This window comes from Rothia sp. LK2492, from assembly GCF_040946345.1.
Classification (GTDB): Bacteria; Actinomycetota; Actinomycetes; order Actinomycetales; family Micrococcaceae; genus Rothia; species Rothia endophytica.
In genome coordinates, this window is record NZ_JAYWLX010000002.1 from 40,148 (window position 1) to 65,137 (window position 24,990).

21 protein-coding genes and 2 pseudogenes are annotated in these 24,990 nt (G+C 61.2%); 13 read left to right on the forward strand and 10 right to left on the reverse strand.

Annotated elements, in window-relative coordinates; all coding sequences use genetic code 11:
* Positions 1-24: 24 nt before the first annotated feature.
* Genes VVR27_RS02380 through mobF form a run of 3 tightly spaced genes read right to left on the reverse strand, consistent with a single transcriptional unit; the run spans position 25 to position 4,692 of the window.
* Positions 25-690, reverse strand: coding sequence for a hypothetical protein (locus tag VVR27_RS02380; RefSeq protein ID WP_368546917.1), 666 nt, complete (start codon positions 688-690; stop codon positions 25-27).
* Positions 687-1,184, reverse strand: a complete 498-nt coding sequence (locus VVR27_RS02385; RefSeq protein WP_368546918.1) for a hypothetical protein — start codon at positions 1,182-1,184, stop codon at positions 687-689. Before VVR27_RS02385 ends, VVR27_RS02380 begins: the two co-directional genes overlap by 4 nt.
* Positions 1,185-1,236: 52 nt before the next feature.
* Positions 1,237-4,692: a MobF family relaxase gene (mobF, locus tag VVR27_RS02390; protein WP_368546919.1), complete on the reverse strand. Its 3,456-nt coding sequence runs from the start codon at positions 4,690-4,692 to the stop codon at positions 1,237-1,239.
* A gap of 130 nt (positions 4,693-4,822) precedes the next feature.
* Here mobF and VVR27_RS02395 point away from each other — a divergent pair, with 130 nt between their 5' ends.
* The 4 genes from VVR27_RS02395 (at position 4,823) to VVR27_RS02410 (ending at position 7,921) form a co-directional block, all read left to right on the forward strand.
* Positions 4,823-5,410, forward strand: a complete 588-nt coding sequence (locus VVR27_RS02395) for a TetR/AcrR family transcriptional regulator (protein WP_259877604.1) — start codon at positions 4,823-4,825, stop codon at positions 5,408-5,410.
* A 102-nt stretch (positions 5,411-5,512) separates the two neighbouring features.
* Positions 5,513-6,613 (forward strand): MFS transporter, encoded by a 1,101-nt coding sequence (locus tag VVR27_RS02400; protein WP_396121566.1) that lies wholly within the window; start codon positions 5,513-5,515, stop codon positions 6,611-6,613.
* 195 nt (positions 6,614-6,808) lie between these two features.
* The gene (locus tag VVR27_RS02405; RefSeq protein WP_086991892.1) at positions 6,809-7,669 is read left to right on the forward strand and encodes an exopolyphosphatase; all 861 of its coding nucleotides are present in this window, start codon (positions 6,809-6,811) and stop codon (positions 7,667-7,669) included.
* Positions 7,670-7,699: 30 nt separating this feature from the next.
* Complete coding sequence (locus VVR27_RS02410; RefSeq protein ID WP_368546920.1) at positions 7,700-7,921, forward strand: hypothetical protein; 222 nt, start codon at positions 7,700-7,702, stop codon at positions 7,919-7,921.
* A 39-nt stretch (positions 7,922-7,960) separates the two neighbouring features.
* Here the strand turns inward: VVR27_RS02410 and VVR27_RS02415 are convergent, their stop codons facing one another.
* Together VVR27_RS02415 and arsB are read right to left on the reverse strand one after the other, a co-directional pair.
* Positions 7,961-9,526 (reverse strand): recombinase family protein, encoded by a 1,566-nt coding sequence (locus VVR27_RS02415; RefSeq protein WP_368546921.1) that lies wholly within the window; start codon positions 9,524-9,526, stop codon positions 7,961-7,963.
* A 59-nt stretch (positions 9,527-9,585) separates the two neighbouring features.
* Positions 9,586-10,467: pseudogene (arsB, locus tag VVR27_RS02420) on the reverse strand (ACR3 family arsenite efflux transporter); the annotation flags it as partial.
* 106 nt (positions 10,468-10,573) lie between these two features.
* Here arsB and VVR27_RS02425 point away from each other — a divergent pair.
* Positions 10,574-10,927 (forward strand): ArsR/SmtB family transcription factor, encoded by a 354-nt coding sequence (locus tag VVR27_RS02425; RefSeq protein WP_368546922.1) that lies wholly within the window; start codon positions 10,574-10,576, stop codon positions 10,925-10,927.
* A 14-nt stretch (positions 10,928-10,941) separates the two neighbouring features.
* Here VVR27_RS02425 and VVR27_RS02430 read toward each other — a convergent pair whose 3' ends face one another.
* Complete coding sequence (locus VVR27_RS02430) at positions 10,942-11,514, reverse strand: hypothetical protein (RefSeq protein WP_368546923.1); 573 nt, start codon at positions 11,512-11,514, stop codon at positions 10,942-10,944.
* Between the two features lie 136 nt (positions 11,515-11,650).
* Here VVR27_RS02430 and VVR27_RS02435 point away from each other — a divergent pair, with 136 nt between their 5' ends.
* The gene (locus VVR27_RS02435) at positions 11,651-14,299 is read left to right on the forward strand and encodes a DEAD/DEAH box helicase (protein WP_368546924.1); all 2,649 of its coding nucleotides are present in this window, start codon (positions 11,651-11,653) and stop codon (positions 14,297-14,299) included.
* A gap of 55 nt (positions 14,300-14,354) precedes the next feature.
* Here VVR27_RS02435 and VVR27_RS02440 read toward each other — a convergent pair whose 3' ends face one another.
* Both VVR27_RS02440 and VVR27_RS02445 read right to left on the reverse strand, forming a co-directional pair.
* Complete coding sequence (locus VVR27_RS02440) at positions 14,355-14,852, reverse strand: low molecular weight protein-tyrosine-phosphatase (protein WP_368546925.1); 498 nt, start codon at positions 14,850-14,852, stop codon at positions 14,355-14,357.
* A 624-nt stretch (positions 14,853-15,476) separates the two neighbouring features.
* The gene (locus VVR27_RS02445; protein WP_368546926.1) at positions 15,477-15,659 is read right to left on the reverse strand and encodes a hypothetical protein; all 183 of its coding nucleotides are present in this window, start codon (positions 15,657-15,659) and stop codon (positions 15,477-15,479) included.
* Positions 15,660-15,851: 192 nt separating this feature from the next.
* Here VVR27_RS02445 and VVR27_RS02450 point away from each other — a divergent pair.
* From VVR27_RS02450 to VVR27_RS02480, 7 genes and pseudogenes are all read left to right on the forward strand, one after another.
* Positions 15,852-16,169, forward strand: a pseudogene (locus tag VVR27_RS02450) (FAD-dependent oxidoreductase); the annotation flags it as partial.
* Positions 16,170-16,221: 52 nt separating this feature from the next.
* Positions 16,222-16,359, forward strand: coding sequence for a hypothetical protein (locus tag VVR27_RS02455; protein ID WP_368547152.1), 138 nt, complete (start codon positions 16,222-16,224; stop codon positions 16,357-16,359).
* Between the two features lie 340 nt (positions 16,360-16,699).
* Complete coding sequence (gene dnaK / locus VVR27_RS02460) at positions 16,700-18,547, forward strand: molecular chaperone DnaK (RefSeq protein ID WP_368546928.1); 1,848 nt, start codon at positions 16,700-16,702, stop codon at positions 18,545-18,547.
* A gap of 2 nt (positions 18,548-18,549) precedes the next feature.
* A complete protein-coding gene (locus tag VVR27_RS02465) occupies positions 18,550-19,146 on the forward strand; it encodes a nucleotide exchange factor GrpE (RefSeq protein WP_368546929.1) in 597 nt (198 codons plus the stop codon).
* A gap of 110 nt (positions 19,147-19,256) precedes the next feature.
* A complete protein-coding gene (locus VVR27_RS02470) occupies positions 19,257-20,276 on the forward strand; it encodes a DnaJ C-terminal domain-containing protein (protein ID WP_368546930.1) in 1,020 nt (339 codons plus the stop codon).
* 2 nt (positions 20,277-20,278) lie between these two features.
* The gene (locus VVR27_RS02475; RefSeq protein ID WP_368546931.1) at positions 20,279-20,713 is read left to right on the forward strand and encodes a heat shock protein transcriptional repressor HspR; all 435 of its coding nucleotides are present in this window, start codon (positions 20,279-20,281) and stop codon (positions 20,711-20,713) included.
* A gap of 258 nt (positions 20,714-20,971) precedes the next feature.
* On the forward strand, positions 20,972-22,000 hold the full coding sequence (locus VVR27_RS02480; RefSeq protein ID WP_368547153.1) for an LLM class flavin-dependent oxidoreductase: 1,029 nt from the start codon (positions 20,972-20,974) through the stop codon (positions 21,998-22,000).
* 328 nt (positions 22,001-22,328) lie between these two features.
* Here the strand turns inward: VVR27_RS02480 and trmB are convergent, their stop codons facing one another.
* Both trmB and VVR27_RS02490 read right to left on the reverse strand, forming a co-directional pair.
* On the reverse strand, positions 22,329-23,147 hold the full coding sequence (gene trmB, locus VVR27_RS02485) for a tRNA (guanosine(46)-N7)-methyltransferase TrmB (RefSeq protein WP_368546932.1): 819 nt from the start codon (positions 23,145-23,147) through the stop codon (positions 22,329-22,331).
* Between the two features lie 139 nt (positions 23,148-23,286).
* Positions 23,287-24,960, reverse strand: coding sequence for an alanine/glycine:cation symporter family protein (locus VVR27_RS02490; RefSeq protein WP_368546933.1), 1,674 nt, complete (start codon positions 24,958-24,960; stop codon positions 23,287-23,289).
* Positions 24,961-24,990 lie beyond the last annotated feature (30 nt).

Consider the following 24,990-nt stretch of genomic DNA (forward strand, 5'->3'; position numbering starts at 1 on the left):
CGCTTTGGGCGGGGAGTGTTCTTGTTACAGGCTGCGTCCTGTCCCGTGGGTGTCTGACCCTGGGCGGTGCTGCCAGGGGTCTTGGAACGGGTGGAAGCCATCATCGACGCTCGGTTCCCGGCGACGCTTCGCGGGGTCGGTCGCCGGGGCATCACGGCGGGCATGCGCGCGGGTGGCGACTTCCTCGGCGATGTAGCGGTGGCGCGGCAGGAGTTGCCCGGTCGGGTAGGTGGCGGTGAGCAGGTCGATGCACTCTTGGGCGGTGGTGTAGCCGAGCCGGTTGAACAGCAGCGCCGCGTCGTCCAGGTCGCGCTCGTCGCGGGAGGCGTGCAGTTTCATCGCCAGCAGGTACCCTGGTGAGGGCACCTGCACCAGCAGCGACTCGGACTCGAACACGGTACGGGGGTGCTCGTCCGCACCGGGCAGGAACCCTTTAGCGGCGTCGTTCAGCCAGTCCGGTTCGAGCCCGTGCGGGCCGCTCATCTCCTCCGCGACCCGCCTGACCTCGGGTACGGGAACGAACAGGGCGTCAACGTCGCGGGTGAGCCGATCCTGGTCGTAGGCGAGGGCCATCGCCGCCCCGCCGACCACGAACAACTGCGCAGATGCTCCCGCTGCTGCGAGTCGGTCGGACAACTCACCGAACAGGGCGCGTACCCCGTCCGCGTCGAGCTGCCCGGCCTGGGTCATGCCCTCGCCAGCGAACGGGAGGTGATGAGAATCCCACGCCGCCGAAACGCCTCCGGGCTTTCCCGGTCGGCCTCGGCATGGAAGATCACCGGAACTGCCGGGTACCAGCCGCTCGTGTGACGCGAGGGATCGGATGCCCAAGTGGGCGTAAGCCACCCGTCACGCTCGGCAAGGTAGTCGGCAAGCGCGGCGAACGCGGCATCGACTTCGACCGAGCCAGTACGGGGCGGCTCGTCGGCGAACACCCCGGCGGCGAGGTCGGGGCCACCGCGACGCAGAACGGAGGTGTAGTCGTCCAGCGTTTGGAGGATGCCGAACCGCCAGCACGCATCCAGGGGCTCACCGGCGGCAAGCATCGTGCGGCAGGCGGCAGCGTTCTGCGCGGCGGTGTGCCGCACCCCCACGCTCGGGTTCGGCGCGGTCGCCGGTGTCGTGCGGGCAGCATCGAGCAGCGCGCCGACCGATAGCACTTCGCCTTGGAACACCACGACCATCGCCTCCTTCTTGTTCTCTATTCTCTCAGACCCGCACTCGGAAGTCTCGGACCTACAGCCCTCGTGCTGGCCCCTCGCGGCGCGGCCCGCTGCGGTGGGGGTCGTGCTCGAACGGGTCACGGAGCTGCCGCGCCCGCTCCGCTGCTCGTCGCCGGGCGCGCTCCTGCTCGACGCGCTTGGCCTCGACGCGTGCGGCGACTTCGGTGATCGGGAGACTGCGCAGATCGTCGGCCTCAGCACGGGCGACGGCGGCCTGGGTGCGGGCGTCGTGTGCATTGCGGTGCGGGTTGGTGATGCGCATACCGAGCTGGTCGCGGCGGACTCGCTCGGCCCCGTACTCGCTGACCAGCAACGCCATGCGCTCCTGCTCGTGACGTTCCCGCATCGCTACACGGTCGGCGGTGGCGGCTTCGACGGTCTGCGCGGCGTCGGTCACGCGAGGGTCGGCCTCGGCACGGCTCTTGGCGACCCTGCTTGCCCACTCGGGGAGACGGTCAGTGCTGGTCGGGGTGGTGCCCCATTCGGTGCTGACCTGTCCGCGCAGCGCCTGAGTGTGTCCGGCCGCGGTGCGGTGCTCGGTGCGGGCTTTGCGCCTGCCGAACCGCGCCAAGGTGGCGAGCCGGACGCGGGCTGCGGCTTCGTCCTCGACGGCGGTCAGGTATGCGGCACCATCATGTTGGGCCTGCATCGTCAACGGCCCGGCGACTTCGGAGCGCGCTTGCTGGGCGGCTTCTTCGGCCTTGCGGAGCACAGCGGCGCTCTCGTCGCCCTCGGCCCGGTGCGCGGCACGCTGCGCGTCGAGGCGTGCGGCGATCCGCTCCCACCGCTCCGCCTGCCGCTGGGCGCGCTCGGCCTCCTGGTCGAGACGAGCGAGTTCATCGGTGACCAGCCTCGCCGGGCCATCGCTGATGAGGCCCTGCACGGCTTCGATGGCTTGGGCGGTGGCGTGGTCGAGGCCCCGGTCTGCGAGGTCACGTTCCATCGCCTCGATGAACTGCGCCCGCGCGTCTGCCAAGTCCGCCGCGACCATATGCAGCCGGTTCATCTCGCGACCTCGGGTCATCCCGACATAGACCCCTGCCGCACTCGTCGCCTCGGTCAGCACCATGTGCGAAGCGTCGACGGTTGCGCCTTGGACGCCGTACGCGGTCGCCGCGTAGGACAGGTGCGCATGCTCGCCCACATACTCAGCGGGCAGGGCGACCGTGCGAGGGTTCTTGCGGCCGCTGCCGACCTCGCGGACGTAGACGGTGCCCTCGTCGGTGACGTGCTGGACGACCCACTGCTGCCGGTTCGCCACACCCAAAGTGGTGTCGTTCTTCCGGGTCTGGATCAGGTCACCGGCCCCGATGGGGAGACCCTCGCTACCTGTCGCTGTCACCGCGTCACCGACCTCGCCTCGCTCGATCCGGCCGGTGCGGATGCGCTCGTTCAACGCCGCCGCCTCGTCGTTCGTGGCGACCATGATCGCCTCCCCGCCGCGAACGTGGGTGGTGATGTTCTCGCGGGCCAGCTCGTCGTCGGCGTGCAGGGTGACGAGCCCCAGCGCGGCGAGCCGGTCAAACACCTCACCGGGGCTCTCACGGTCGCGCACCCGAAGCGTCAGAGCCGCGTACTCAGCGTCACGGAAGCGGTGCAGTTCGGTCATGTCGTAGGTGCGCCCGCGAATCTGCGCGGCCATGTCGAGCACCCCGCCCCGTCCGACAGCGGGGAGTTGAGCGCGGTCGCCGACGAGCGCGACCGTCGCCCCAGCCTCGGCGGTCACTGTGAGGAGGGCACGAGCGGTGTCTTGGTCGAGCATCCCCGCCTCCTCCACGATCACGCGCATGCCCCGCGCGAGCCGTGCGTCCTCGGATGGGCCGGTGTAGGTGCGCCCGTTCTCGGGGTCGGTATCGCCGGGGGTGAGGCGTGTCCATACGTCGTCGCTGTTCCACCGCCACCCGTGCGAGTGCACGAGCGCCGCGACGCTCGTTGCGGGCACCCCGAGTTCTTCCTCAGCGACTTGCGCTGCCCGCAACGTTGGCGCGACCACGCGCGACGCTCGACCCTGATCGGCAGCGACGGTGATCGCGGTGCGCAGCATGGTCGTCTTCCCGCTGCCCGCAGCTCCCTCCACGATCACCAGCGGGTCGGTCGAGGCAACCGCCGCCGCAGCGACGGTCTGCCCCTCATCCAGTTCGGCGGCTCGTCCGGCTCGGGTCACGTCGGGATGCTCCGGCTCCCGGTCCGGCGTTGCGGCGGTGAGTTGGTCGCGCAGCGCGGTCTCGGCAGCAACCACGCTCAGGCTGGTCAAGTGCGCAACATGCTCCGGGTGAGCCGCGCCTGGCGGGAGGACGGACAAGCAATCCGAGACGGCAAGCTCGGTCGCCACGGCGATGAACTCCCGCAGCTCGGCGGGCGTTGCCTGCACGCCGTGCTCGGTGGTGATGCGGGTGACGTGCTCCTGGACAGCGTGCCGTGTCCACGTCGAGGATGCGGCGGCGTTGCGGTCGAGTGCCCGCGAGGCAACCTGCTGCACGGCGAGGCCATCCACCGACACCTCCCGTTGCACGGGTCGTCGCTGCTGTAGGGCGGGGTCGTATCCGGCTTCGCGGAGTTCCTGCACCCACCATTGCTCGTCTTTGAGGTCGGCGGGCTTCTTCCCGGGTCGCTGGTGTGTCCAGGCGATGCCCTGCAACCTTGCCGTCATCACCGGGCCAAGCTCCTCGCCAGGATGCTGCGCTTCCCACTCGGCTTCGAGACGGTCAAGGTTGCGCCTGATCTGTGCCGACCGCTTCGACATCACCCCGTTGAACGCCTCCAACTCCCTGACTTCGCCGCTGGCCGAATCGAGGGTCAGGCCGTGCTCTGCGAGCGTGCGTGCGAGCTGCGGGTGGGCGGCGATGACCGCTGTGCCGAGGGCGCGGATCGCGCCCTGCTGCTTGAACAACGCCGCAGTGTCCAGTGCCCGCCACTTCCCAGCGGCGAAGACCCTTGTGCCGATCTGCATGTGGATATGCCGGTGCGGGTCACCGGCCCGGCTGGTCTTGTGACCGATGCCGACGACCTGCATCTGCTCGATGGGCACGACCTCCCGCGCGTGACGCGGCCCGACGCGAGTGACGGAGTGTTGGCCGAGCCACCGCCGTATCTCCGCAAGGGCGTCCTGCTGGGCGGCGTCGAGCGCGTCGGAGACCTCGGGGTGGAGCGCGGCGGCGACCGATAGGGACTTGGGTGCATTGATCGTCATCTCCGCGAACAGCGGCGACCCCTTCGTGCCCTCAGCCGCCGCGCGCGGCGTGCCCATCGACTCGCCTGTGATCGGCTCTGTCCAGTCCACCCATCTCTCGTACTCGTCGGCCGTCAGGGATCGAATGGCGGTGACCTCACCCGCTCTGTCGAGCGTCGCGTACTCGGCGACGGCGTTGTCAGCGCCGAGGTAGTACTCGTCCGCGCGGGATCGGTCGGCCTCGGCATAGCGGCGCGCGGCGGCACCGGTGCCGCGGAACAGGATCACGCCGCCCTTCATCTGGGCCTCCCACATGAGTCGTCTCATGAGGGAGGTGCGCACGCCCCACCCACGGTGGCATACGTGCATAACTTCTCGTCGGTGGAGAAGGGATTGCGAGAATCAGTTACATACGGGCTATCCTGTATGTATGAGACGTTCGGTTGAGGACGCGGAGAGAACGCGTCTGTCGCTGTGTGAGGCGGCGTTGATGGCCTTCGAAGAGAAGGGGTGGAGGGGGGCAACGTTCGAGGCGATCTCGGAACGGGCGGGTGTGACCCGTGGCGCGCTGCACCATCACTTCCGCGACAAGGCCACGCTGCTGCGCGATGCGCTCGCGTGGGGATGGGGCGAGTACGCAGATCGCGTATTCCCCGCAGACCCTGCCCAGGACGTGTCCGCTGGACTGTCGAGTCTGCTCGCGGAGTACATGCGCTTGTTGAGCGTTGATCCGCTGTTCCGCGCGTTGGCGTTCTCGACGGTGCTGGTCGCACCCCAGGCCTTCGACGACACCTCCGAGAAGGGGGCGGGTCTGGATGACTGGCACACCCGCCTGACCGAGCTCATCGCCACCGACATCTCAGCGTCGAGCACGCTGCCACCCGCGCAGACCGCGGGCCTCGTGCTCGTCCTGCTTCAAGGGCTCACCGTGACCGCGGTGACCCGACCACAAGACCTTCCACAACCCCCACACCGTGAAGCCGCGGTTACCGCGCTGGTTCGGGGGTTGCTCTCCTAGAAAGACCATTCGTTCCCCATGACAACTCCACACACTGCCCCCACCGGGGGCACGACTCCCACGCGCGCACTGGTCGTATCGTCCGCTGCGTTATTCACGGACATGCTCGTGCACGGCCTCGCCGTCCCCGTGCTGCCGCTGTTGCCCTCCGTCGTCGCTGCAGGGCCAGAAGCAACCGGCATCCTCTTCTCCTCGTACGCGGCGGCAATGATCGTTGCGACACTGTTCGCCGGTCGCATCGTTGACCGGTACGGGCCACGCACACCCCTGCTGATCGGCCTGGTCGGGCTCGCCGCGGCGACGCTGTTGTTCGCCACGGGAGGCCCATACTGGCTGCTGCTCGTCGCTCGCCTCGCTCAGGGGATCGCGGGCGGCATGTCCTGGGTCGCCGCGCTCTCGCTGATCGCGGCAACCACACCGATGGAGAAACGCGGGCAGTCGATGGGTATCGCACTGTCGACCATCACCCTTGGTGTGCTCATCGGCCCGCCGTTGGCGGGGTTCCTGGTCGAGCACTTGGGCACCGCTTCCCCGTTCCTGTTCGCCGCCGCCGTCGCCCTCGCGGACGGGGTACTGCGGATCGTGTTCGTCAAGGACTCACCCCGGGTCACCGACGACACCGCGGGACCACTCGCGGTACTCAAAGTGCCGGGGTCACTCTCCATCGTTCTCGCCGTCGTGGTCGGCGCGGCTGTGCTCTCCGGCATCGAGCCCGTTCTGCCCGTGCATCTCGGCGCGAGCGCGCTGACGGTCGGGTTGCTCTTCGGACTCGCCGCTCTCGCCTCGATCATCGCCAACCCCATCGTCGGCCGACTCGTCGCGACCACATCACCGCGGATGCTCGTCGGTGCCGGGATCGCCGCGGTCGCCGCGGCACTCTTGGTGACCGGGTTCGCGACCGAACTGTGGCAGACCTGCATCGGCATGGCCCTCCTTGGGGTCTCCTCGGCGCTGCTGCTGGCACCGGCCACGACACTCATCAGCGAACAGGGGTACAAGTCGAACCCGCCCACACTCGGCGGCTCGTTCGCGCTCTACAACCTCGCCTACGCCGCAGGGCTCGCAGGCGGGCCCCTTTTGACCGGCATTAGTACCGGGCAATGGGGATTCACCACAGCGATGCTTGTGACCGCCGCTGTGCTCGCAGTGATCGGCGGAGCTTCGCTCGCGCGCCTCCCACGAGCAGCCCGACAAACCGAATAGTCACGTTCCCCGATGATCGGGCGAAACCAACGTGGGCACCTCGCCCGCAGACGGTTCCGCCCGGTCACGGGTCGCGTGCCCGCCCTGAGAGGTGGTAAAACAGTACGCCTGCCGACGAACAGCAGGTGCGGGGCAAACCGATGCGCGCCCTGATCTGGGTGCCAGTGGCGCACCTCCCTTTTGGGAGGCGTCACCGTGGACGAACACACCTCACCCGCTGCCAGCGATGCTGCGGGAACGACTGGCTCGGCCAGCAGCAGTTTCGAGAGCCCAGAAGGTCTACGCTCCCTACTCACCCGGCTACACGGCGCCGGGCCGGGCGCGTGGCGGGGTGACCGTGAAGCAGCTGAACTCATGCGCTACACAGCGACCAAGTACCAGCCGCTCGCACGTAAGCACGGGCTAGATGCCTGGGAGGTGGCGTCCGCTGCGTTCGAGGTGATGCTCGCGCCTTCGACGCGCAACGCGGGCCACCCGTGGGCTGTGGTGACCCGTGCTGTGCAGATCACCTGTCACGCGGAGACTCGCGCCTCTGGGATGCTGACATCAGCCAGCAAAGTGCGCCACACCGCCAGGATCATCGGGTTCCACGATGCAGTGCGGTTCGCCGAGCGGGAGCGCCTGGCCGACTATCACCCCGCGTTCACACACTACGACGGCGACCCGGACGAGAGCGAGCATGAGGCGCGAGTGGCCGCTCTGCTGTCTGCCACGGTCGCACTATTCGAGTCGGCGGGCTGGGATGCTGCACTGGTCGCCGAGTGCGTCGAGCATGTGGCTTACCGGCTTGCCGACCTCTCCTCCCGGCAGCGCGGGGTCGAGGTGCTGCGCCGTGACCGCGGGATCCCGACGCTGCTCGAGATACCGCCCCGGTCGTGGTCTGCGCTGTTGCGGATCGTGCTCGGGCACCCCGACCCAAAGCACATGGGTACTCCGATAGGTGATGGGGTGCTGCTGCGATTACTGAACGGCGAAACACTGGACGCTCTGCGCGACGACGAGGCACTGATGAAGATGATCCGCGCCGCCAACCCCGACAAAGGCACCGTGCCTTAACTTGGGGGTGGGGCTTCCGCACCTAACGGTATGAGCACTCGTACTGTTACCCCCGCTGCTACCTCCACCGCTTCTTCTTCGTCATCTGACACCACGCTTGGCGCACGGCTCGCTGCTGCCTCCCGCTGCGCGCAGGGTCTCGCCACCATGGTGGACGATCCTGTTGTGTTGGCCGAACTGCGCGGGCTCTGCGCCACACCTCGCCCCATGCGCGCGCCCGTCGCCGAGAAACGCGAAGGCCCCGCACCCTGAACGGCTCAGAGCTGCGGGGCCGGTCACGAATCGCCGGGGTTACGCGCGCCAGACGAATTCGACCCGGCGCGCGAGCACTGCCGCCCGGTGCGCATCGCGGCGCACATGGAACGCCTCGGTGCTCTCGTTGCGGCGCTTAGGCACAGCTGTCATCATGTCAGCGGGGTGAGCGTGCACCAATACCGCTTGCAAGATCAGACTCGCCGCCTGGTACTGCCACATTGGGGTACGCCCTTCCCACTCAGCAGCGACCGTGCTGACATCAATATTCAACCCGGAGTGCTCGGGTGCGGTCGCGGTGTACTCGCGGCGGGTGGCTTCGATCCGTTCCGCGATCCGTGCGCGTTGCCGCACCCACATGGCTTTGTCAATCAGCCCGTCATAATAGTCATCATCGAGCCGCGCCAGACGCTCCCGATCTTGGTCGAGCGTCGCCGCGAGCCCAACCCGTGCCGCAAGGTCACTGCCAGAGGTTCGGCGCACCTTGGGGTGGAGGGTGATCTGCTCGAACGTCGCCAGCACCGCTTCCTCGACGAGCTTGGCGATTTCAGCAGAGCGAATCGAACGGGTGCACCCGCCCGGGGTCGGCTGTAAGCACTGGTACACGCCGCCCCGGTGAATCATCGACGTTCCGCACAGTGAGCAGCGAATTAGCCCCGAGAACGGGTACATCCGCACCGCCGCACCCGTACCGGGTTGGTGAAAGTTCCTGGCTTTCATGCGTGCGTCAAGGACATCGGAGACTTGCTGCCAGGTGTCCTCATCCACAATCGCGGGCCACGCCGCCTGCACTTGCATCTTCGACGTCTTCGCGCGACTTCCGTCCGGCATCACAGGCCGGTACTCGCGCACTCCCTTGTTGGAGGGGTTGTAGAGCACCATCTTGAGTGTCCGATCCGACCACGCACACCCGTGAGTGGTGAGGATGCCTTGTGCGTTCCAGTCCTTGCGAATGCGATACAGGGATTCACCGGCCAGCACCCGCTGGTACGCCTCGACCACCAGCGGCCCGGTCACGGGATCGATCACGAGCGCGCCTGCCTCTGCCCGGTATCCGAATGGCACCCTGCCGCCGTGCCAGGCTCCTTCGATGGCCTGCTGCTTCGCCGCCCTCGCCACACGTCGGGCGGTGTCAGCGGACGACTTGTTCGCCATCGCCACCAGCACCCTGGCCATCGCCACATCAGAGTCCGTGTCCAGCCGGAGCGAGCCTGTCACGGAACGCACGGTGAACCCGCCCAGCACCTTCGCATCAATGAGGTCTTCCAAATCGCGCGGGTCGCGCACCGCGCGATCCAAGTCGTAGGCGACCATCACCTGCGCGTGCCCGTCGGTGAGGTGTTTCAACATGGTGCGAAACTGCGGGCGGATCACCCGCCGCACCCGCTCACCCGACGGGAGCGTGATCGTGCGCTGCTTGAACGCCGACGTGTCATTCTCACGAAACACCGCTGCGACTTCCCACCCGTGGGCTTCTGCATAGGCACGACAGTCGGCTTCCTGCCGATCTACGCCCCGTTCGCTGCCCTCTGGGTCGTCGCTGATTCTGACGTACACCACCGCCTGCAACGCATCCGTGCTCTGTTTCTGCTCGTTGTGGCCCATCTCTCGGCCCCACCTTCCTACTCGTGTGAGAGGTAGGTGCGTTTACAGAACCTCGGCTACCCGAGGTTAAGGGCCTTGCCGATAATCATGCCTGCTGTGAAGATCACGAGGAAATAGACCAGCAAAGGCAGAGCAATACGAGCGACATCCCAGGGCCGCTCAAGAATGGTTTTCCCTTGTAATGCGAAGAGCAGAGTAATAGTGAACAACAGCCCATAGAGTGCCCAGGGGCTAATTATGGGAAGGAATTTTTCCTCGTACCAGGTTCTGCCTCGCACCCTTTCTCCCCAGACACGGGTTAGATAACCTGCGATTAAGGGTATACCAAGAAAAACTAAGACAGAGAGGGTGATAGTCCACAGTGAAAAGTGAGCACTGGTCACGGGCAAGCCCAACCAGGCCGGCAGAATCTGTAGGTAGAACCATCCCATCAGGCTGAAGGTGAGTACCTGAAAAACAGAGTTGATAAAGACGAGGACGGCTGCTGACTCACGGTCGCCGCAGGCTAGGTCATTCCAGATCATGACCATGGCAATACAGCGAGCCAGACCAACGATGATGAGCCCCGTTCGGTACTCCGGGAGGTCGGGCAAAAAAACCCAGGCTAGTGTAAACATAAAAGCCGGAGCCAGCAACCAGTTAATGACGAGGCTGGTGATGAGTAATTTTTTGTCGGTCAGTACTGAGCTGGTCTGGTTGTATCGCACTTTTGCGAGCACGGGGTACATCATCACTAGCAGACCAACTGCAATCGGTAGCGAAACCTGGCCAATTTTTAGTGCTTCCAGACTCTCGTTCAGGTGGGGAACCGTTTTGCCAAGAACCAACCCCAGCCCCATGGCGCCGATAATCCAGAGGGGTAGAAATCTGTCTAATGTTGAGAGCTTTGCTATGACAGGTTGCTCAGGCGGTGCGGTAGACGGGAGATCTTTAGAGGGCATTGAAACTCCATGGGGAATTGAGGGTGTAAACATCCATATATCGATATGTATCAATATAGGAATGGTATCTGTATTGATAAATGTCAATATATGAAAAGATGGGTTTATGGAAAAATCACCAGTCACTGTGCCCGCGGAGGGTTGTGTGTCTGCCGGGCGCAGAACTCTGCCGAATCAAATAGCCCAAGAGCAGGCTAAACTTCTTAAAGCGCTGGCTGACCCCAACCGACTCCTGCTTTTATTCTTGATACCCCCGCCACCTCAGACAATCTGTGTCTGTGACCTGACGGGCGCACTTGAGCTTAGCCAACCGACAGTCTCGCACCATCTCAAAGTACTGTCCGACAGTGGATTCATTAGCCGACAGAAGAAGGGAACCTGGGTGCACTATTCTTTGGTGGAAGAAAAGCTGAAGAAGACCTCCGTACAGTTATCTAAACTCGCTGAGGGCACTAGCTAAACGGAAGTGGATGCTCATGGCGTTTGATAAAGGTGCGTCGGGGTGGCATAAACCTGTGCGTTAGCGGTGATAATGGCGTCCTCCTGAGCGGCCCACATATCCCAGTAAGGACGGTAGGTTTCCCCGTCCCGTCTCAGCGCCCGCTGCTTGCGCTCGCTATCAGAGAGCTCGACCCAGATACCTAAATGGTGGGCACCGCAGAGGGTGCCAACCCCCTCAACCAGCAGGACGCCGCAATCAGCCTTGGTCGTGGCAGTAAAAGGGTGCGGGCCGGTTGGTTGACCGGCCGCCCAATCCCAGCCGTACCAGAGGCCAGGAGTCTGCCCTGCAACTATTTCAGCGCTGAGAGCCTGCCAACGGCTAACAGCTGGAGCAAGACCTTCCCAGCCCTGGTAGGTGTCATCCAGCCGGAAAACCCCTACCGGCAACCGCTGTGAGAGTAATGCTGATAACTGGGAGGTCAAACTGGTTTTGCCAGCTCCGCTGCGTCCATCCAGGGCAACAACTAAGGGTGTCTGCCCTTGGTGGTGTTCTACTGCCTCGGTGATAAAGACCGCCAGTTCTTGGGGATTGCTAAATTCAGCCACGATGATGCTCTTCTCATTGTCCGTGATTGACCTCAGATGAACTTACCGCGCCACTACCCCAAAAGAAAGCCACTTGCAGGGCCTGCCGTTCTATAGTTGAACCAAAACTACCAACCCCCGACCAAAGATGCCTGCCATGACCGAAGAACTGACCCGCCGGGGCGAGCAGCTACTCGCAACTGCCGAAGAGAGCCGCCTGCTGCTGGGCCTGCTCAGCCAGCCTGCTGCCCTGGGTTTTAATCTGCCCCAGGGCTATGCCGGTTCCCTCTATCGCCTTGCCCCGCTTGACCCCCAGAACCTGGTCGGAGCAGAGAACTGGCTGGCACTGACCTGGTGGAAGCGCCGGTCCCCGTCAGACTTTGATGCCTTACGCGCCGTGGCGCAAGCTGATGCCCAGGTGCCTGCCATGCTACAAGCGATTCGTAATGGTCAAGGTGGTGTGCTCACCCGTTTCTTTAGTGGTGCTAAAAAACAGGCAGCAGCGGCGGCCAGTGCTGACCTGACTGCCAGGCTCGAATCGGTGGGGCAGGCACTGGTGCACGTCCAGGGGTTACTGGCAGAAGCAGCATCCGGCGTTCCCACCCTGCCCCAAGCCTTTGAAACTAATGTCCTGGGCTTGCAGGACGCCGCGGCAGTGGCCCTGGCACGCTTTGCCGGGGAACGCTGGGAGCAGGTGACCTGGGAGAAGTTGCCCGCAGCCCAGGTGGCTGCTTACCAGCAGGTGCTCGGTGCTCTCAACACCCCAGAACGTGCCCAACTCATGAGCGGTATGGGCGCTGACATGGAGGCGTTGAAAACCGAACGTGCCCGCCTCACCCTGCGCGATATCCCCGTTGACAAACTGCGGGAGCTCACCAGCAAAACCGTACGCACCGCGCCGCTGGCGGACGCCGGAATCGGCACCGTTGACCGAGTGCTGGACCACACTCCACAGGATCTCACCCGCTTCCCGGGTATTGGCGAAACCACCGCCGCCCAGCTACACGCCGCCGCCCAGCGCCTGCTGGCAGAAGCAGTAGGGCAAGAAAAAGAAACCCTGGGCGAATACCGCACCCCAGCAGCCGAACGCATGCTCATCGGCGTAGACCGCCTCCAAGTGATTGACGCTGCCATCCCGCAAGCAGAACTGCGCGAACGACTTGCTGGCTACGCCCCGCTGCTCAACCAGGGCACCCCCATCGGTGACTTCTACGTGGCATTAGGGGAGGACCGCACAGACTACGACCAGCTGCTCGAAGACCTCACCTGGTGCCAGGCCAACGGGGCCATCAGCGTCCCCCCAGCCACCTGGCTCACCGCAGACGAAGCCTGGCTACGCTACCTGGCCGACCCCTCCACCTACCAGGCACTGCTGGCACACTACCTGGGCAACGAAAACCATGGCGATGACTACCTGCCCGCCGAAATCAACGAGCGAATCCGCAAGTACCCCATCAAACTTGAGGGCTTGGCAGCCACGCTGCGCGGCTACCAAAACTACGGTGCCAAGTTCATGCTGGCGCAGAAAAAAGTCATCCTGGGCGATGAGATGGGCTTGGGTAAAACCATGCAGTCCATCGCCGCCCTCACCCATCTATACCACCAGGGAAAAACCCACTTTGTGGTAATCTGTCCCGCTTCTGTGGTCATTAATTGGGCACGCGAACTGCAAAAATTCTCCCAGCTCACTCCCTACACCGCCTACGGTGATGCCCGTGAAAGCGACGTAGCTGAGTGGAAGAAGACCGGCGGCGTCCTCATTGCCACCTACGACGGGGCGCGCCTCTACGCCGATGACAGCTGGCCCATCGACGCCCTCATCGCCGATGAAGCGCACCTGATCAAGAACCCCGGCGCCCAGCGCTCGCAGGCAGTTGCCGCTCTAGTGCGCCGTGCTGAATACGCCGTCCTACTTTCAGGCACCCCCATGGAAAACCGGGTCAGCGAGTTCGTTACCCTGGTGGACTACCTGCAACCTGCCCTGGTGGCTGAGAGCGGCATGGAGACCCTGCTGGCCAGCGAATTCCGCACCCGCATCGCTCCTGCCTACCTACGCCGCAATCAAAGGGACGTGCTCTCAGAACTGCCCGATATGACAGAGCACCGTGACTGGGTGGAACTGACGGGCCTGGACACCGAGGCATACCGCGGCGCCGTTACCGAGGGCAACTTCGCCCTCATGCGCAGGGTGGCGTGGGCTTCGGAAGACTCTGCCAAGCTCACCCGACTGCTTGAACTGGTCGATGAAGCCGAGGCTGCTGGGCGTAAGGTGCTAGTTTTCTCCTTCTTCCTCAGCGTCTTAGAACGTCTGCAGAAAGCCTTGGGGGAGCGCAGTATCGGCCTTATCACCGGTAGCGTTGAACCGGCAGAACGGCAGGGAATCGTCGATCAACTAGGCGAGGCTGCCCCCGGCTCCGTTCTGCTGGCGCAGATTACTGCCGCCGGAGCTGGGCTGAATATTCAGAGCGCCTCTGTCGTTATTCTCTGTGAACCCCAGTTTAAGCCCACCATCGAATCCCAGGCGATTGCTCGAGCCCACCGCATGGGGCAGTTGCACACGGTGGACGTTTTCCGTCTGCTGGGCGTCGATACCGTGGACGAGCGTATGCTAGAAATCTTGGGCCGCAAGTCTCAGCTCTTTGATGAATATGCCCGCATCTCTGCCGCCAAAGAATCAGCCTCAGAATCAGTGGATATTTCGGACGCTAAGTTGGCCACCCAAATTATTGCCGACGAGCGCCGTCGCCTAGGTTTAGACCTCGAAGCCGCTGTTCAGGACGTCCAAGGGATTGACGAGACCGCTTAGACCGTGGTGAGCTCCAGCTGAGGTGGGCGGAGCTCGCTGCGGGAGAAAGCAGACGTTACTGGCTTTCTAGTGCTTCTTCAATGTAGGACAGGACGCCAGGTACCGCTGCGCGAATCATCTCAAATGTTTCGTAGAAATCTTCTTGGTTTCCGTACCAAGGGTCATAAATACCTAGGTCTTCTAGCGGTAGATGCGCTACAGCGGGGTCAAACTCTCGCATGAGCCGAACCTTTGCTGCCGCTATCTCATTCGGTGCCAGCCGTTTGAGGGCGTGGTGGTGGTTAGTGTCCATCGCAAGAATGAGGTTGAAGCGGTCAAAATCTTGGCTATTAAACTGCTGGGCGCGGTGGGTTGTGGTGTCGATACCTAGCTCATCCAGCACCTTTTGAGCGCGGCGGTCTATGGGGTTTCCTCGCTCTTCGTTGGAGATGCCACTTGAAGCTACTTCGAGGGGTAGATTGGCGCGCGTGGCGGCATCCTTGAGCAGAAACTCACCGGTGGGTGAGCGGCAAATATTGCCGGTGCAGACTGTCATGACTTTATACATATTCATATATTTTCATGCGGAGGATGAGCTTGTATATCGTGCACAGAAACCTTAGAAACCTGTGTGTAAAAGTATCTTCTCAGGCGGAAAACTGTGCCCAAACTGTGTATAGTCTTAACAAGTACACACACTTGATGGTGTTCAGGCGGTCACGCCGGGTCATACAGCAGTGAACTAGAGGAACACCATACGCTCAGTTTCTTGAGTTTCTTTCGAGATGACATAAGCCCCGCGCCCCACACAGGTGCGGGGCTTTTGCGTTGCCTACATACGCGGCGCTCGGGCGTCCCGACTCTGGTTTCAAGCGATGCTGTGGTAAGTAGAAATACGGCATAAGGTGGGGCTGACAATGATGTCTCACCGAAACCAGATATGACGACAGAGCCTCACAGGACCCCCAGCCACTATTAACCTAAAGAAAAATCTGGCCAGCGGTAAATTCTCTACGCCCAAAACTATGGCACCCAACCGACCCCAGCTGAGGCTGACCAAAAACTTTGTGGATGAGCTGCTCTTCGTTGCAGATAAGCACGGGACTAAAAATATGATACCCCCGTACTTTCTCTCTTGAACCGGAGAAAAAACTCTGGTCAAAGAAAGAACGTGCGGGGGTATGTGCATAGCAGGACTTTAGCGCCCGAAAAGACGGCTAAAGAACCCGCCGGAGCGCTGGGCGGCGGCCTTTTCAGCGTCGGTGTGCTTGCCGTTGCACCACTGGCTCGCAGGTACGGACGCCTTAACAGTGGCGATGTGCTGGCCGCAGCCAGCCCAGGTGGTTTTTGAGCAGACTTTACAAGTGGCGGGGCGACACATGGTTTTCTCCTTAGATGTGTTGGTCTAGTTACAACAACATTATACCCCCAGGGGTATAATGGCAAGGAAGGTTTAAATTGCTACTGGTCCACCTCGGTTGAAGAACGGGTGTTCCTTGGAGCGTTAATGAAAGGTTAAACGAAGAACCGGAATCAGAAAGCTGTTGTCATTGTTGGAGGTGTGGCAGGCGGAATGTCTGCCGCTACCCGCCTGCGCCGTCATGATGAATCAATGCGCATCATCGTGCTGGAGAAAAGTGGATACGTGAGTTTTGCCAACTGCGGCCTTCCCTATTATCTGGGTGGCGTTATTGAGGAGCGAAACAGCTTACTCTTGCAAACCCCTGAATCGCTGGCGCAGCGTTTTGAGCTCGATGTGCGCGTGAATAGTGAGGTCTTGTCCATCGATAGGGCTCTTCAAACCATTGACGTTAAAACCGTTGCCGGTACTGAAACTCTGAATTATGACGAGCTTATCCTCTCACCGGGTGCTACCCCCTTTGTGCCCCCTTGCCAGGTGTTGAGCAGGCGCTGGTCTTGCCGTTTCAGAGAGGGGTGGAATTCTGGTCGATGACCACATGCGTACTAGCAATCCTCATATCTATGCGGTGGGAGATACCGTGGAAAAGGGTACCGTGCAATCCATACCCACCCCTCAGATCATGCTGGCTACTACCCGGGCACTTCGGGCATGTCTCTGAAACTGTTGGTTGATTCAGCTACTGATGAAATACTGGCCGCCCCATCATCGTTCATTGTCGGGTTGGTTTGCGCGGTTATTTAGCCGCGCGCATTTTGAACCAGTGTGGATATCAAGTGCGAAATCTTGATGGAGAGCGGAAAACCTAGAATTACGCCCAACAGCAATTATTAGTTTCTATTGAGCTGCGCAAAAAAGTTGAGCGTATTTCACTCAAGTCTGTTGACAGAGTTGCTCAAAGGGTGCAAACTGTTAAACAAGACATCTGAGTTGAGTGAAAGGCGCTCAACTTCGAAGATGTCACGAATGTAAATATCAAACCAATACAAGGAGTAAATCTCATGGCACGTGCAGTAGGCATTGACCTCGGTACCACCAACTCAGTTGTAGCAGTCCTCGAAGGCGGCGAGCCCACCGTTATCGCTAACTCCGAAGGCGCCCGCACCACCCCCTCCGTCGTAGCATTCAGCAAGGACGGCGAGGTTCTAGTAGGCGAGGTAGCAAAGCGTCAGGCAGTCACCAACGTTGACCGCACCATCGCGTCCGTCAAGCGTCACATGGGCACCAGCTGGTCCAAGGACATCGACGGTAAGGCGTACACCGCTCAGGAAATCTCAGCTCGTATCCTCATGAAGCTCAAGGGTGACGCTGAAGCCTACCTGAACGACACCGTCACCGACGCTGTGATCACCGTTCCCGCATACTTCAACGACGCTGAGCGTCAGGCAACCAAGGAAGCCGGCGAAATCGCAGGTCTCAATGTCCTGCGTATCGTCAACGAGCCCACCGCAGCAGCTCTGGCTTACGGCCTGGATAAGGGCAATGAAGACGAACTGATTCTAGTCTTCGACCTCGGCGGCGGCACCTTCGACGTTTCCCTGCTCGAAGTGGGTAAGGATGAAGACGGCTTCTCCACCATCCAGGTTCGTGCAACCTCCGGTGACAACCGTCTGGGCGGCGACGACTGGGATCAGCGCATCGTTGACTTCCTGCTGGAGCAGGTCAAGTCCAAGACCGGTGCTGACCTGTCCAAGGACAAGATTGCTCTGCAGCGTCTGCGCGAAGCAGCTGAGCAGGCTAAGAAGGAACTGTCCTCAGCCACCTCAACCAGCATCTCCCTGCAGTACCTCTCCGTTACCGCAGAGGGCCCTATCCATCTGGATGAGAAGCTGACCCGTGCTAAGTTCCAGGACATGACCTCAGATCTGATGGAGCGCACCAAGAAGCCCTTCAAGGACGTTATCTCAGAAGCCGGCGTATCCGTCTCAGAAATCGCTCACATCGTTCTGGTCGGTGGCTCAACCCGTATGCCCGCTGTCACCGAGGTCGTCAAGGAGCTCTCTGGTGGCCGCGAACCCAACAAGGGCGTCAACCCCGATGAGGTCGTCGCTATGGGTGCAGCTCTGCAGGCAGGTGTCCTGAAGGGTGAGCGCAAGGATGTTCTGCTGATCGACGTTACCCCCCTCTCCCTCGGTATCGAGACCAAGGGCGGCGTCATGACCAAGCTGATTGAGCGCAACACCGCGATCCCCACCAAGCGTAGCGAAACCTTCACTACCGCTGAAGACAACCAGCCTTCAGTGTCTATCCAGGTCTTCCAGGGTGAGCGTGAGTTTACCCGCGACAACAAGTACCTGGGCACCTTCGAGCTGACCGGCATCGCCCCCGCACCCCGCGGTATGCCCCAAATTGAGGTCACCTTCGACATCGACGCCAACGGTATCGTGCACGTATCCGCAAAGGACAAGGGCACCGGCACCGAGCAGTCCATGACCATCACCGGTGGCTCATCACTCTCCAAGGAAGACATTGATCGTATGGTCAAGGACGCCGAAGCACACGCTGAGCAGGACAAGGCACGCCGCGAGGCAGCCGAGACCCGCAATGCAGCTGAGAACTCCGCTTACTCCATCGAGAAGCTCATCAAGGAAAACGATGAGAAGCTATCCGAGGGTGTCAAGACTGAGGTTCAGGCTGACGTGGACGCCGTCAAGGCAGCCCTTGAAGGCGAAGACGATGACGCTGTCACGGCAGCATTCGAGAAGCTGCAGGCTTCACAGACCAAGCTGGGCGAAGCACTCTACGCCCAGGCACAGGCTGACGCAGCTAACGCTGACGCCGGTGCGCCCAAGGCTGATGAAGACGATGTAGTAGACGCCGAAGTTATCGACGAAGACGAAAAGAAGTAACTATGTCTGAGAACACCAACGAGCCCCAGGGCCAAGAAGCCGATTCGCTGGAGGAGGCCTTCAGCGCCCCCCCCGCTGACGGTCACCCTGAAGCGACCGAGGGTGTCACCGACGAGGCCGCTGCGCCGGGTGAAACCGGTGCAGCCGCTGAGGCGGGCGAGACTGCAGAAACTTCTGTAGATGCTGCCCTGGCAGCTGAACGTCTCGAAGACCTCCGCCGCCTTCAGGCTGAGTTCACCAACTACAAGAACCGCACCGCCAAGGAAAAAGAGCAGCTGCGCGACTACGTGATTGGCGATGTTATCGCCTCTTTGCTGCCCGTCTTTGACGACATTGACGCGGCTCGCACCCACGGCGACCTGGAAGACGGCCCCTTCTCCGCAATCGCCAAGAAGCTGGATGAAACCCTCACCAAGCAGGGCCTAGTCCGCTTCGGCGAAGTCGGCGACGCCTTCGATCCCCAGGTGCACGAGGCAGTGCTACAGCAGCCCACCGGCGAGGTGGAACCCGACCATGTATCCATGGTTCTGCGCTACGGCTACAAGGTCAACGACCGCGTCGTCCGCACCGCGCAGGTAGCGGTAGCAGTCGCTGAATAAAGCAGACTAAAACCACGGTGGGCGGGCACATCATGTGCCCGCCCACAGCCCTAATTGGGCACCAAAAAACTTTTTCTAAACGATCACCGTCTACCCGAAAGGAGACGCACATGGCTAGTGAAAATTGGCTGAACACAGATTTTTATAAGGTACTGGGCGTCTCTGAAACCGCCTCAGATGCAGACATCAAAAAGGCCTACCGCAAGCTAGCGCGTAAGTACCACCCCGACCAGAACCCCGGTGACGCTGCGGCTGAAAAGAAGTTCAAAGAGATCTCAGAAGCCAACGACGTGCTCTCGGATAAGAAGCAGCGCGAAGAATATGACCAGGTGCGTAAATACGGGGCTGCCGGTTTTGGCGGTGGCTTCCCGGGCGGTGCCGATGGGTTCCCCGGGGGAGGTTTCCCCGGTGGGGCAGGTAACTTTAGCTACAGTACCGGTGGTGGCTCCCAGGGCATCAATATAGAGGACCTGTTGGGCGGAATGTTTGGCGGCGGTATGGGCGGTGGCTCATCCCGCGGCGGCTTCCCCGGTGGTATGGGTGGAGGTTTCCCCGGCGGTTCCGGTGCCTTCCAGCAGTCCGCGCCTAAGGGTGAAGACGCCACCACCAGTGCACGCATCAGCCTCAAGCAGGCCTACGAGGGCGCTGAAGTTAGCGTTTTCCGTCCCGGCGGTTCCCAGACCACAGCCCGTCTGCCTCAGGGCGTCAAGGACGGTCAAAAGGTGCGTTTGCGCGGCAAGGGGCACGCCGGTCACGGCGGCGCTGGCGACCTGCTGGTGACCGTGCGTGTGGACCCGCACCCTATTTTTGAGCGCGAGGGCGATAACGTGCTGGTGCGTGTTCCCGTCACCCTGGAAGAAGCTGTTAATGGCACCATTCTTGAGGTGCCCACCTTAGACGGTAAGAGCGTGAGGCTTCGCCTCCCCGCAGGTTCACCCTCCGGCCGTAAGATGCGAGCCAAGGGCCGCGGCTTCGTGACCAAGAAGGGAACCGGGGATATGCTGGTGATACCCGAGGTGCAGGTACCCACCGACCTGACGGACGAGGCGCAGGCAGCTCTATCCCGTTTCATGGAGCTGGCACCCCAAGGTAACCCGCGCGAAGAACTCTTCAAGAAAGCCGGTGTGTAACCATGGCCTTTGAATCAGACAGACCGGTCTTCGTCATCTCGGTGGCGGCCGAGCTGGCAGGTATGCACCCGCAGACCCTGCGCCAGTACGACCGCCTGGGCCTGGTTCAACCCTCCCGTGCCCCGGGTAAGGCCCGCCGCTACTCTGAGCGGGATGTGCAGAAGCTCCAAGAAATCCAGGATCTCTCACAGTCTGGTGTGTCTCTAGAAGGCATCAAACGGGTCATGGAACTGGAGCGCCAGGTAGAAGCTCTTAAGGCTCGCAATGCTGAGCTTCTACGAGAGAACGAGGCCCTGTTGCACCGCTTGCATGACGGATCACGCGTTTTTGCTGCCGGGGTGTCGGGCGATATCGTGCACCTGGCACGTGGTCAGCGTCTTGTTGCCCGGCCGCGCTCCCAAGCTGTGGTGCTCTACGGCCCTAAGACCGGTAAATAATTAAAAGCTCCTTTCAGGCGGTTATTGACTCCCTGAAAGGGGCTTTTGTTGTTCTGGGCCATTGCATCACCTAATGGCCTGAAATGCGCGTTGTGCTGGCTTGTATTGTCTCTTGTGCCTTTCTCCGCACCGTGAGATACTTTCTTTGTAAAATATTTTATCATCGGATGAAAGGTGAAAATCGTGACCTCAGACCTCACTGCTGACGACATCACTACGTCAACAAGCCTCCGCGATCGCCTACCCTCGGTTACCGACATGGACGTCCAGTTCGGTCTGGATACCTTCGGCGACTCTACCCAAGATCTAGAGGGCAAGTCGCTACATCAGGCGCAGGTAATCCGCAACGTCGTGGAACAGGCAAAGCTGGCTGACCGCGTGGGTATTGACTTCTTCGGTGTTGGTGAGCATCACCGCCCTGACTATGCCGTGTCAGCCCCCGACGCCGTCCTAGCAGGCATTTCCACTGCAACCGAGCGCATCCACCTGGGTTCAGCTGTGACCGTACTCAGTTCCGATGACCCCATTCGCGTCTACCAGCGCTTCGCTACCATCGACGCCATGAGCAAAGGCCGCGCTGAAGTGGTTCTGGGGCGCGGCTCCTTCACCGAGTCCTTCCCGCTCTTTGGCTACAGGATGGAGGACTATAACCAGGTCTTTGCTGAGAAACTCGAACTCTTCTCGCGCGTTGTCACCGAGCAACCCGTCAACTGGAACCCCGGAAACCGCACCCCGCTGGTCAACCAGGAAATCTACCCCAAGACTGAAAACGGCCTTGCACAGTGGATCGCTGTGGGCGGCAGCCCCGAGTCCGTGGCGCGAGCAGCCCAGTACAAGATGCCACTGATGCTTGCCATCATCGGAGGCCCTGCAGAGCGCTTCAAGCCTTTCGTGGACCTCTACCACCGGGCCAACGCGCAACTGGGCAACACCGATCTGCCTATTGCCGTCCACTCACCCGGTCACATTGCAGATACAGATGAAGAAGCTAAGGCGCAACTGCGCCAGCACTGGATCACCAACCGCAACAAGATTGGCGCCGAACGCGGCTGGGGCCCCGCTAGCGCCGCCGAGTTCGACCACGAAATTACTCACGGCTCCCTCTATGTCGGGTCACCCGAGACGGTAGCGCAGAAGATTGCCGCTACCGTCAAGGCCCTGGGTATTCAGCGTTTTGACCTCAAATACTCTAATGGCCCCCTGCCCCACGAGTACTCCATGCGCTCTATTGAGCTCTACGGCACGCAGGTGATTCCTCGCGTGCGTGAGTTGCTGGCTGAGGGCTAAAGTGCGCCGGTTGAAAGATTGAAAGTGTAGCGAGAGCCGGGTTCATCCCGGCTCTCCTTCGTTGAATAATCGCTACTCGTTCAGAAATATGCTGCATTAAAGTCAGGGGCAAACGCCCCGCTTCATTCTCATCGGGTGTAGAGCGATCAACTGAGAAGTAAGACGGTGGCATACCTCAAATCTCAAACGGTGAAAGATGGTTTGCTGATGAGTTCCCTCTTGATGAAGAAGATGCCGCCGAGTCAGTAGGGTGATGGCTTGGGACGACAATGGCCCCTGCTAGCTGTGCTGGTCAGTACCGCTGGCAGGGGCCATTTGAACAAATCTTCTAATTGCGAATGTAGGTCAGGTCGTGGGCACGACGCCCTGCTTCGCTTGCCTTGCGCTCAAAGCTGGTCAGGGTGCGCCCTTCCCAACGCGGTGCCCAACCGCCAATGGGGTCTTCTTCGGTGATGCCTTCACCCGCGTGAGCGTTGGTGAAGTCGGGGTGAGCATCCAGAACTTCGCGCATCACCAGAGCGTATTCTTCCCAGTCGGTAGCCAGGCGCCAGATTCCTCGGGGTTTGAGAACTCGGGCAATCTTATCTGCAAAGCCGGGGGAGACCAGGCGACGCTTGTGGTGGCGTGCCTTGTGCCAAGGGTCCGGGAAAAATACCCACACCTCATCCACTGAGTTCTCGGGTAGCAGGTGATCTAGCAGCTCGGGGGCGTTTGCCTGGGCAACCCGCACATTTTCCACCCCTGCCTGACTCATCTTCAGCAGCAGGTCAGCGATACCCGGGTTGTAGACCTCAACCGCCAGGAAATCATTCTCGGGCACCTGCGCAGCACGGTGCACAACAGCCTCACCCAGACCAGAACCAATTTCAAGCACTAGAGGAGCGGTCCGACCGTAGAGTTTTTCCTGGTCAAAAACAGCGCCCTCGGCTACCGAGGTATCACCGATAGCGCGAGGTAAATCCAGCACGTGGCTGGGGGCGTAAGCGTCCCAGGCCTTCTGACGGCGGGCGGTCAGGCGATCACCGCGGCGCACAAAAGAGTAAGGCTGGCGATGAAAAATCTCGGGTGCCGGTGCGTAGATGTCCTTGCCGGCGGCTGCGCGCTGCGCCTTATCTTCTAAATCTGCCTTCTGCTTGTTGGTTTCCATGACTCTCCCTGAGGTCTCGTGTGCCGGCAGTAACCGGTGCGATGGGCAGGGGCACGGAAAACCTAAGTGCACACCTGCGCCCCGGGTGGGGCAGCTACCAGTTTACCGGGGAAAGTGCGCATGCACGTTGGCGTCGATTCTAAGGTTTACTGGCCCTGGGGTCAGTGGGAGTGCCGAAGGTGGGTTTAGCCTGCTGGATGATGGGCAGTGAACCGGTCTGCAGGGGTATAGAACCGGTCTGTACGTTAGTGAGGTTTACATCGTAGACCGGTGCCGCCTCAGCCGTTGCCGTATGCTCCTCAATCATTTTTTCGGTAATCACTTTGAGGCTGGTGGTGTCCGGGTGTTCAAGCTCGGGGTTCTTCTGGGACAGGTCCACCTGATGGTCAATCTGGGCGTCCAAACCGCCGGGCAGCCCGTACATAAAGCCGTCAATGGTATCCACGGTTGCCTCAAAATTGGGGTCGTGGGTCAGGTATTTCTTAGTCTCCCGTGCTACTAAGCCTGAGAGCAAGAGTAGGCCAATCAGGTTAGGTAGAGCCATCAGACCGTTCATCAGGTCTGAGAAAGTAAAAACAATAGTTAGGGGTGCAATGGCTCCCACACCGCACATAACAGCGAAGGCCAAACGGTAGCCAGTGATGGCACGACGCCCACCACCCAGAGATTCTAGGGCACGCTCGCCGTAGTAGGACCAGCCCAGCACGGTGGAATAACCGAGGAGAACCAGGCAGAAAGCCACGATGTAGCCGCCCCAGGCACCGGGTAATCCGGTAGCGAAGGCTAGGGAGGTCATGGTTGCGGGGTCATCGCCCGTCCAGGTGCCGGTGGTGAGGATGACGAAGCCGGTCATAGAAATGACGATGATGGTGTCCACGAAGGTCTGGGTCATGGACGCTAGCCCCTGGCGCACCGGGTGAGAAGTAGCTGCTACTGCGGCAGGAATGGACGCGGTGCCCATCCCCGATTCATTAGAAAAGAGTGAGCGCTGGGCGCCAATTTGCATGGCAATGAGGAAGCCAGCACCCACTGCGCCGCCGGCGGCACCTTCACCGGTGAAGGCACCTCGCAAAATCATGCCAAAAACTTCGGGAATCTGCCCGGCGTTGAGAATCATAATGTAGCTACCAAAGCCCAGGTAAAGCAGGATCATGAGGGGCACACAGATTGAGGCGACTTTAGACACAATCTTGATGCCGCCTAGGAGAGCGGCGGCAGTAAGTACAGTTAGGAAGATTGCCGTTGTTACCGGTGAGACGCCAAAAGAGTGGTCCAGGTTGGCAGAGATAGCGTTGGACTGGGTCATGTTGCCAATGCCAAAGCAGGCGAAGACGCAGCAGACGGCGAACATGGTCGCCAGGAACTTTCCGAACTTATTGGGGATGCCGCGTTGCAGGTAGGCCTGCGGGCCGCCGGTCAGTTCCCCCATTTTGTCGTAGTGGCGAAAGCGCACACCCAAAAAGCATTCCGCGTACTTGGAGGCCATACCCAAGATGGCGGTGACCCACATCCAGAAGAGGGCACCGGGACCGCCGATACTGATCGACAGAGCTACACCCACAATATTGCCGGTACCCACCGTAGCTCCGAGGGCGGTGCTCATGGCCTGGAAGGCTGAAATCTCGCCCTTGAGCCCGGGCTGCTTGGCGCGGTGTCCAAACTGGATGCTCATTGCCTTGGTAAAGAGCCGAAGCTGGATAAGGCCCAGTCGCAGACTCAAAAAGAGACCTGTCCCTACCAGGAGGGGGAGCAGGAGCCAAGGCCCCCAGATAAAGGAGCTAGCGGAATCGAGTATGTTTTGGAGCGTGTCCATGGTGTGTCCTGTGATGCAAGGGTAGTTTGC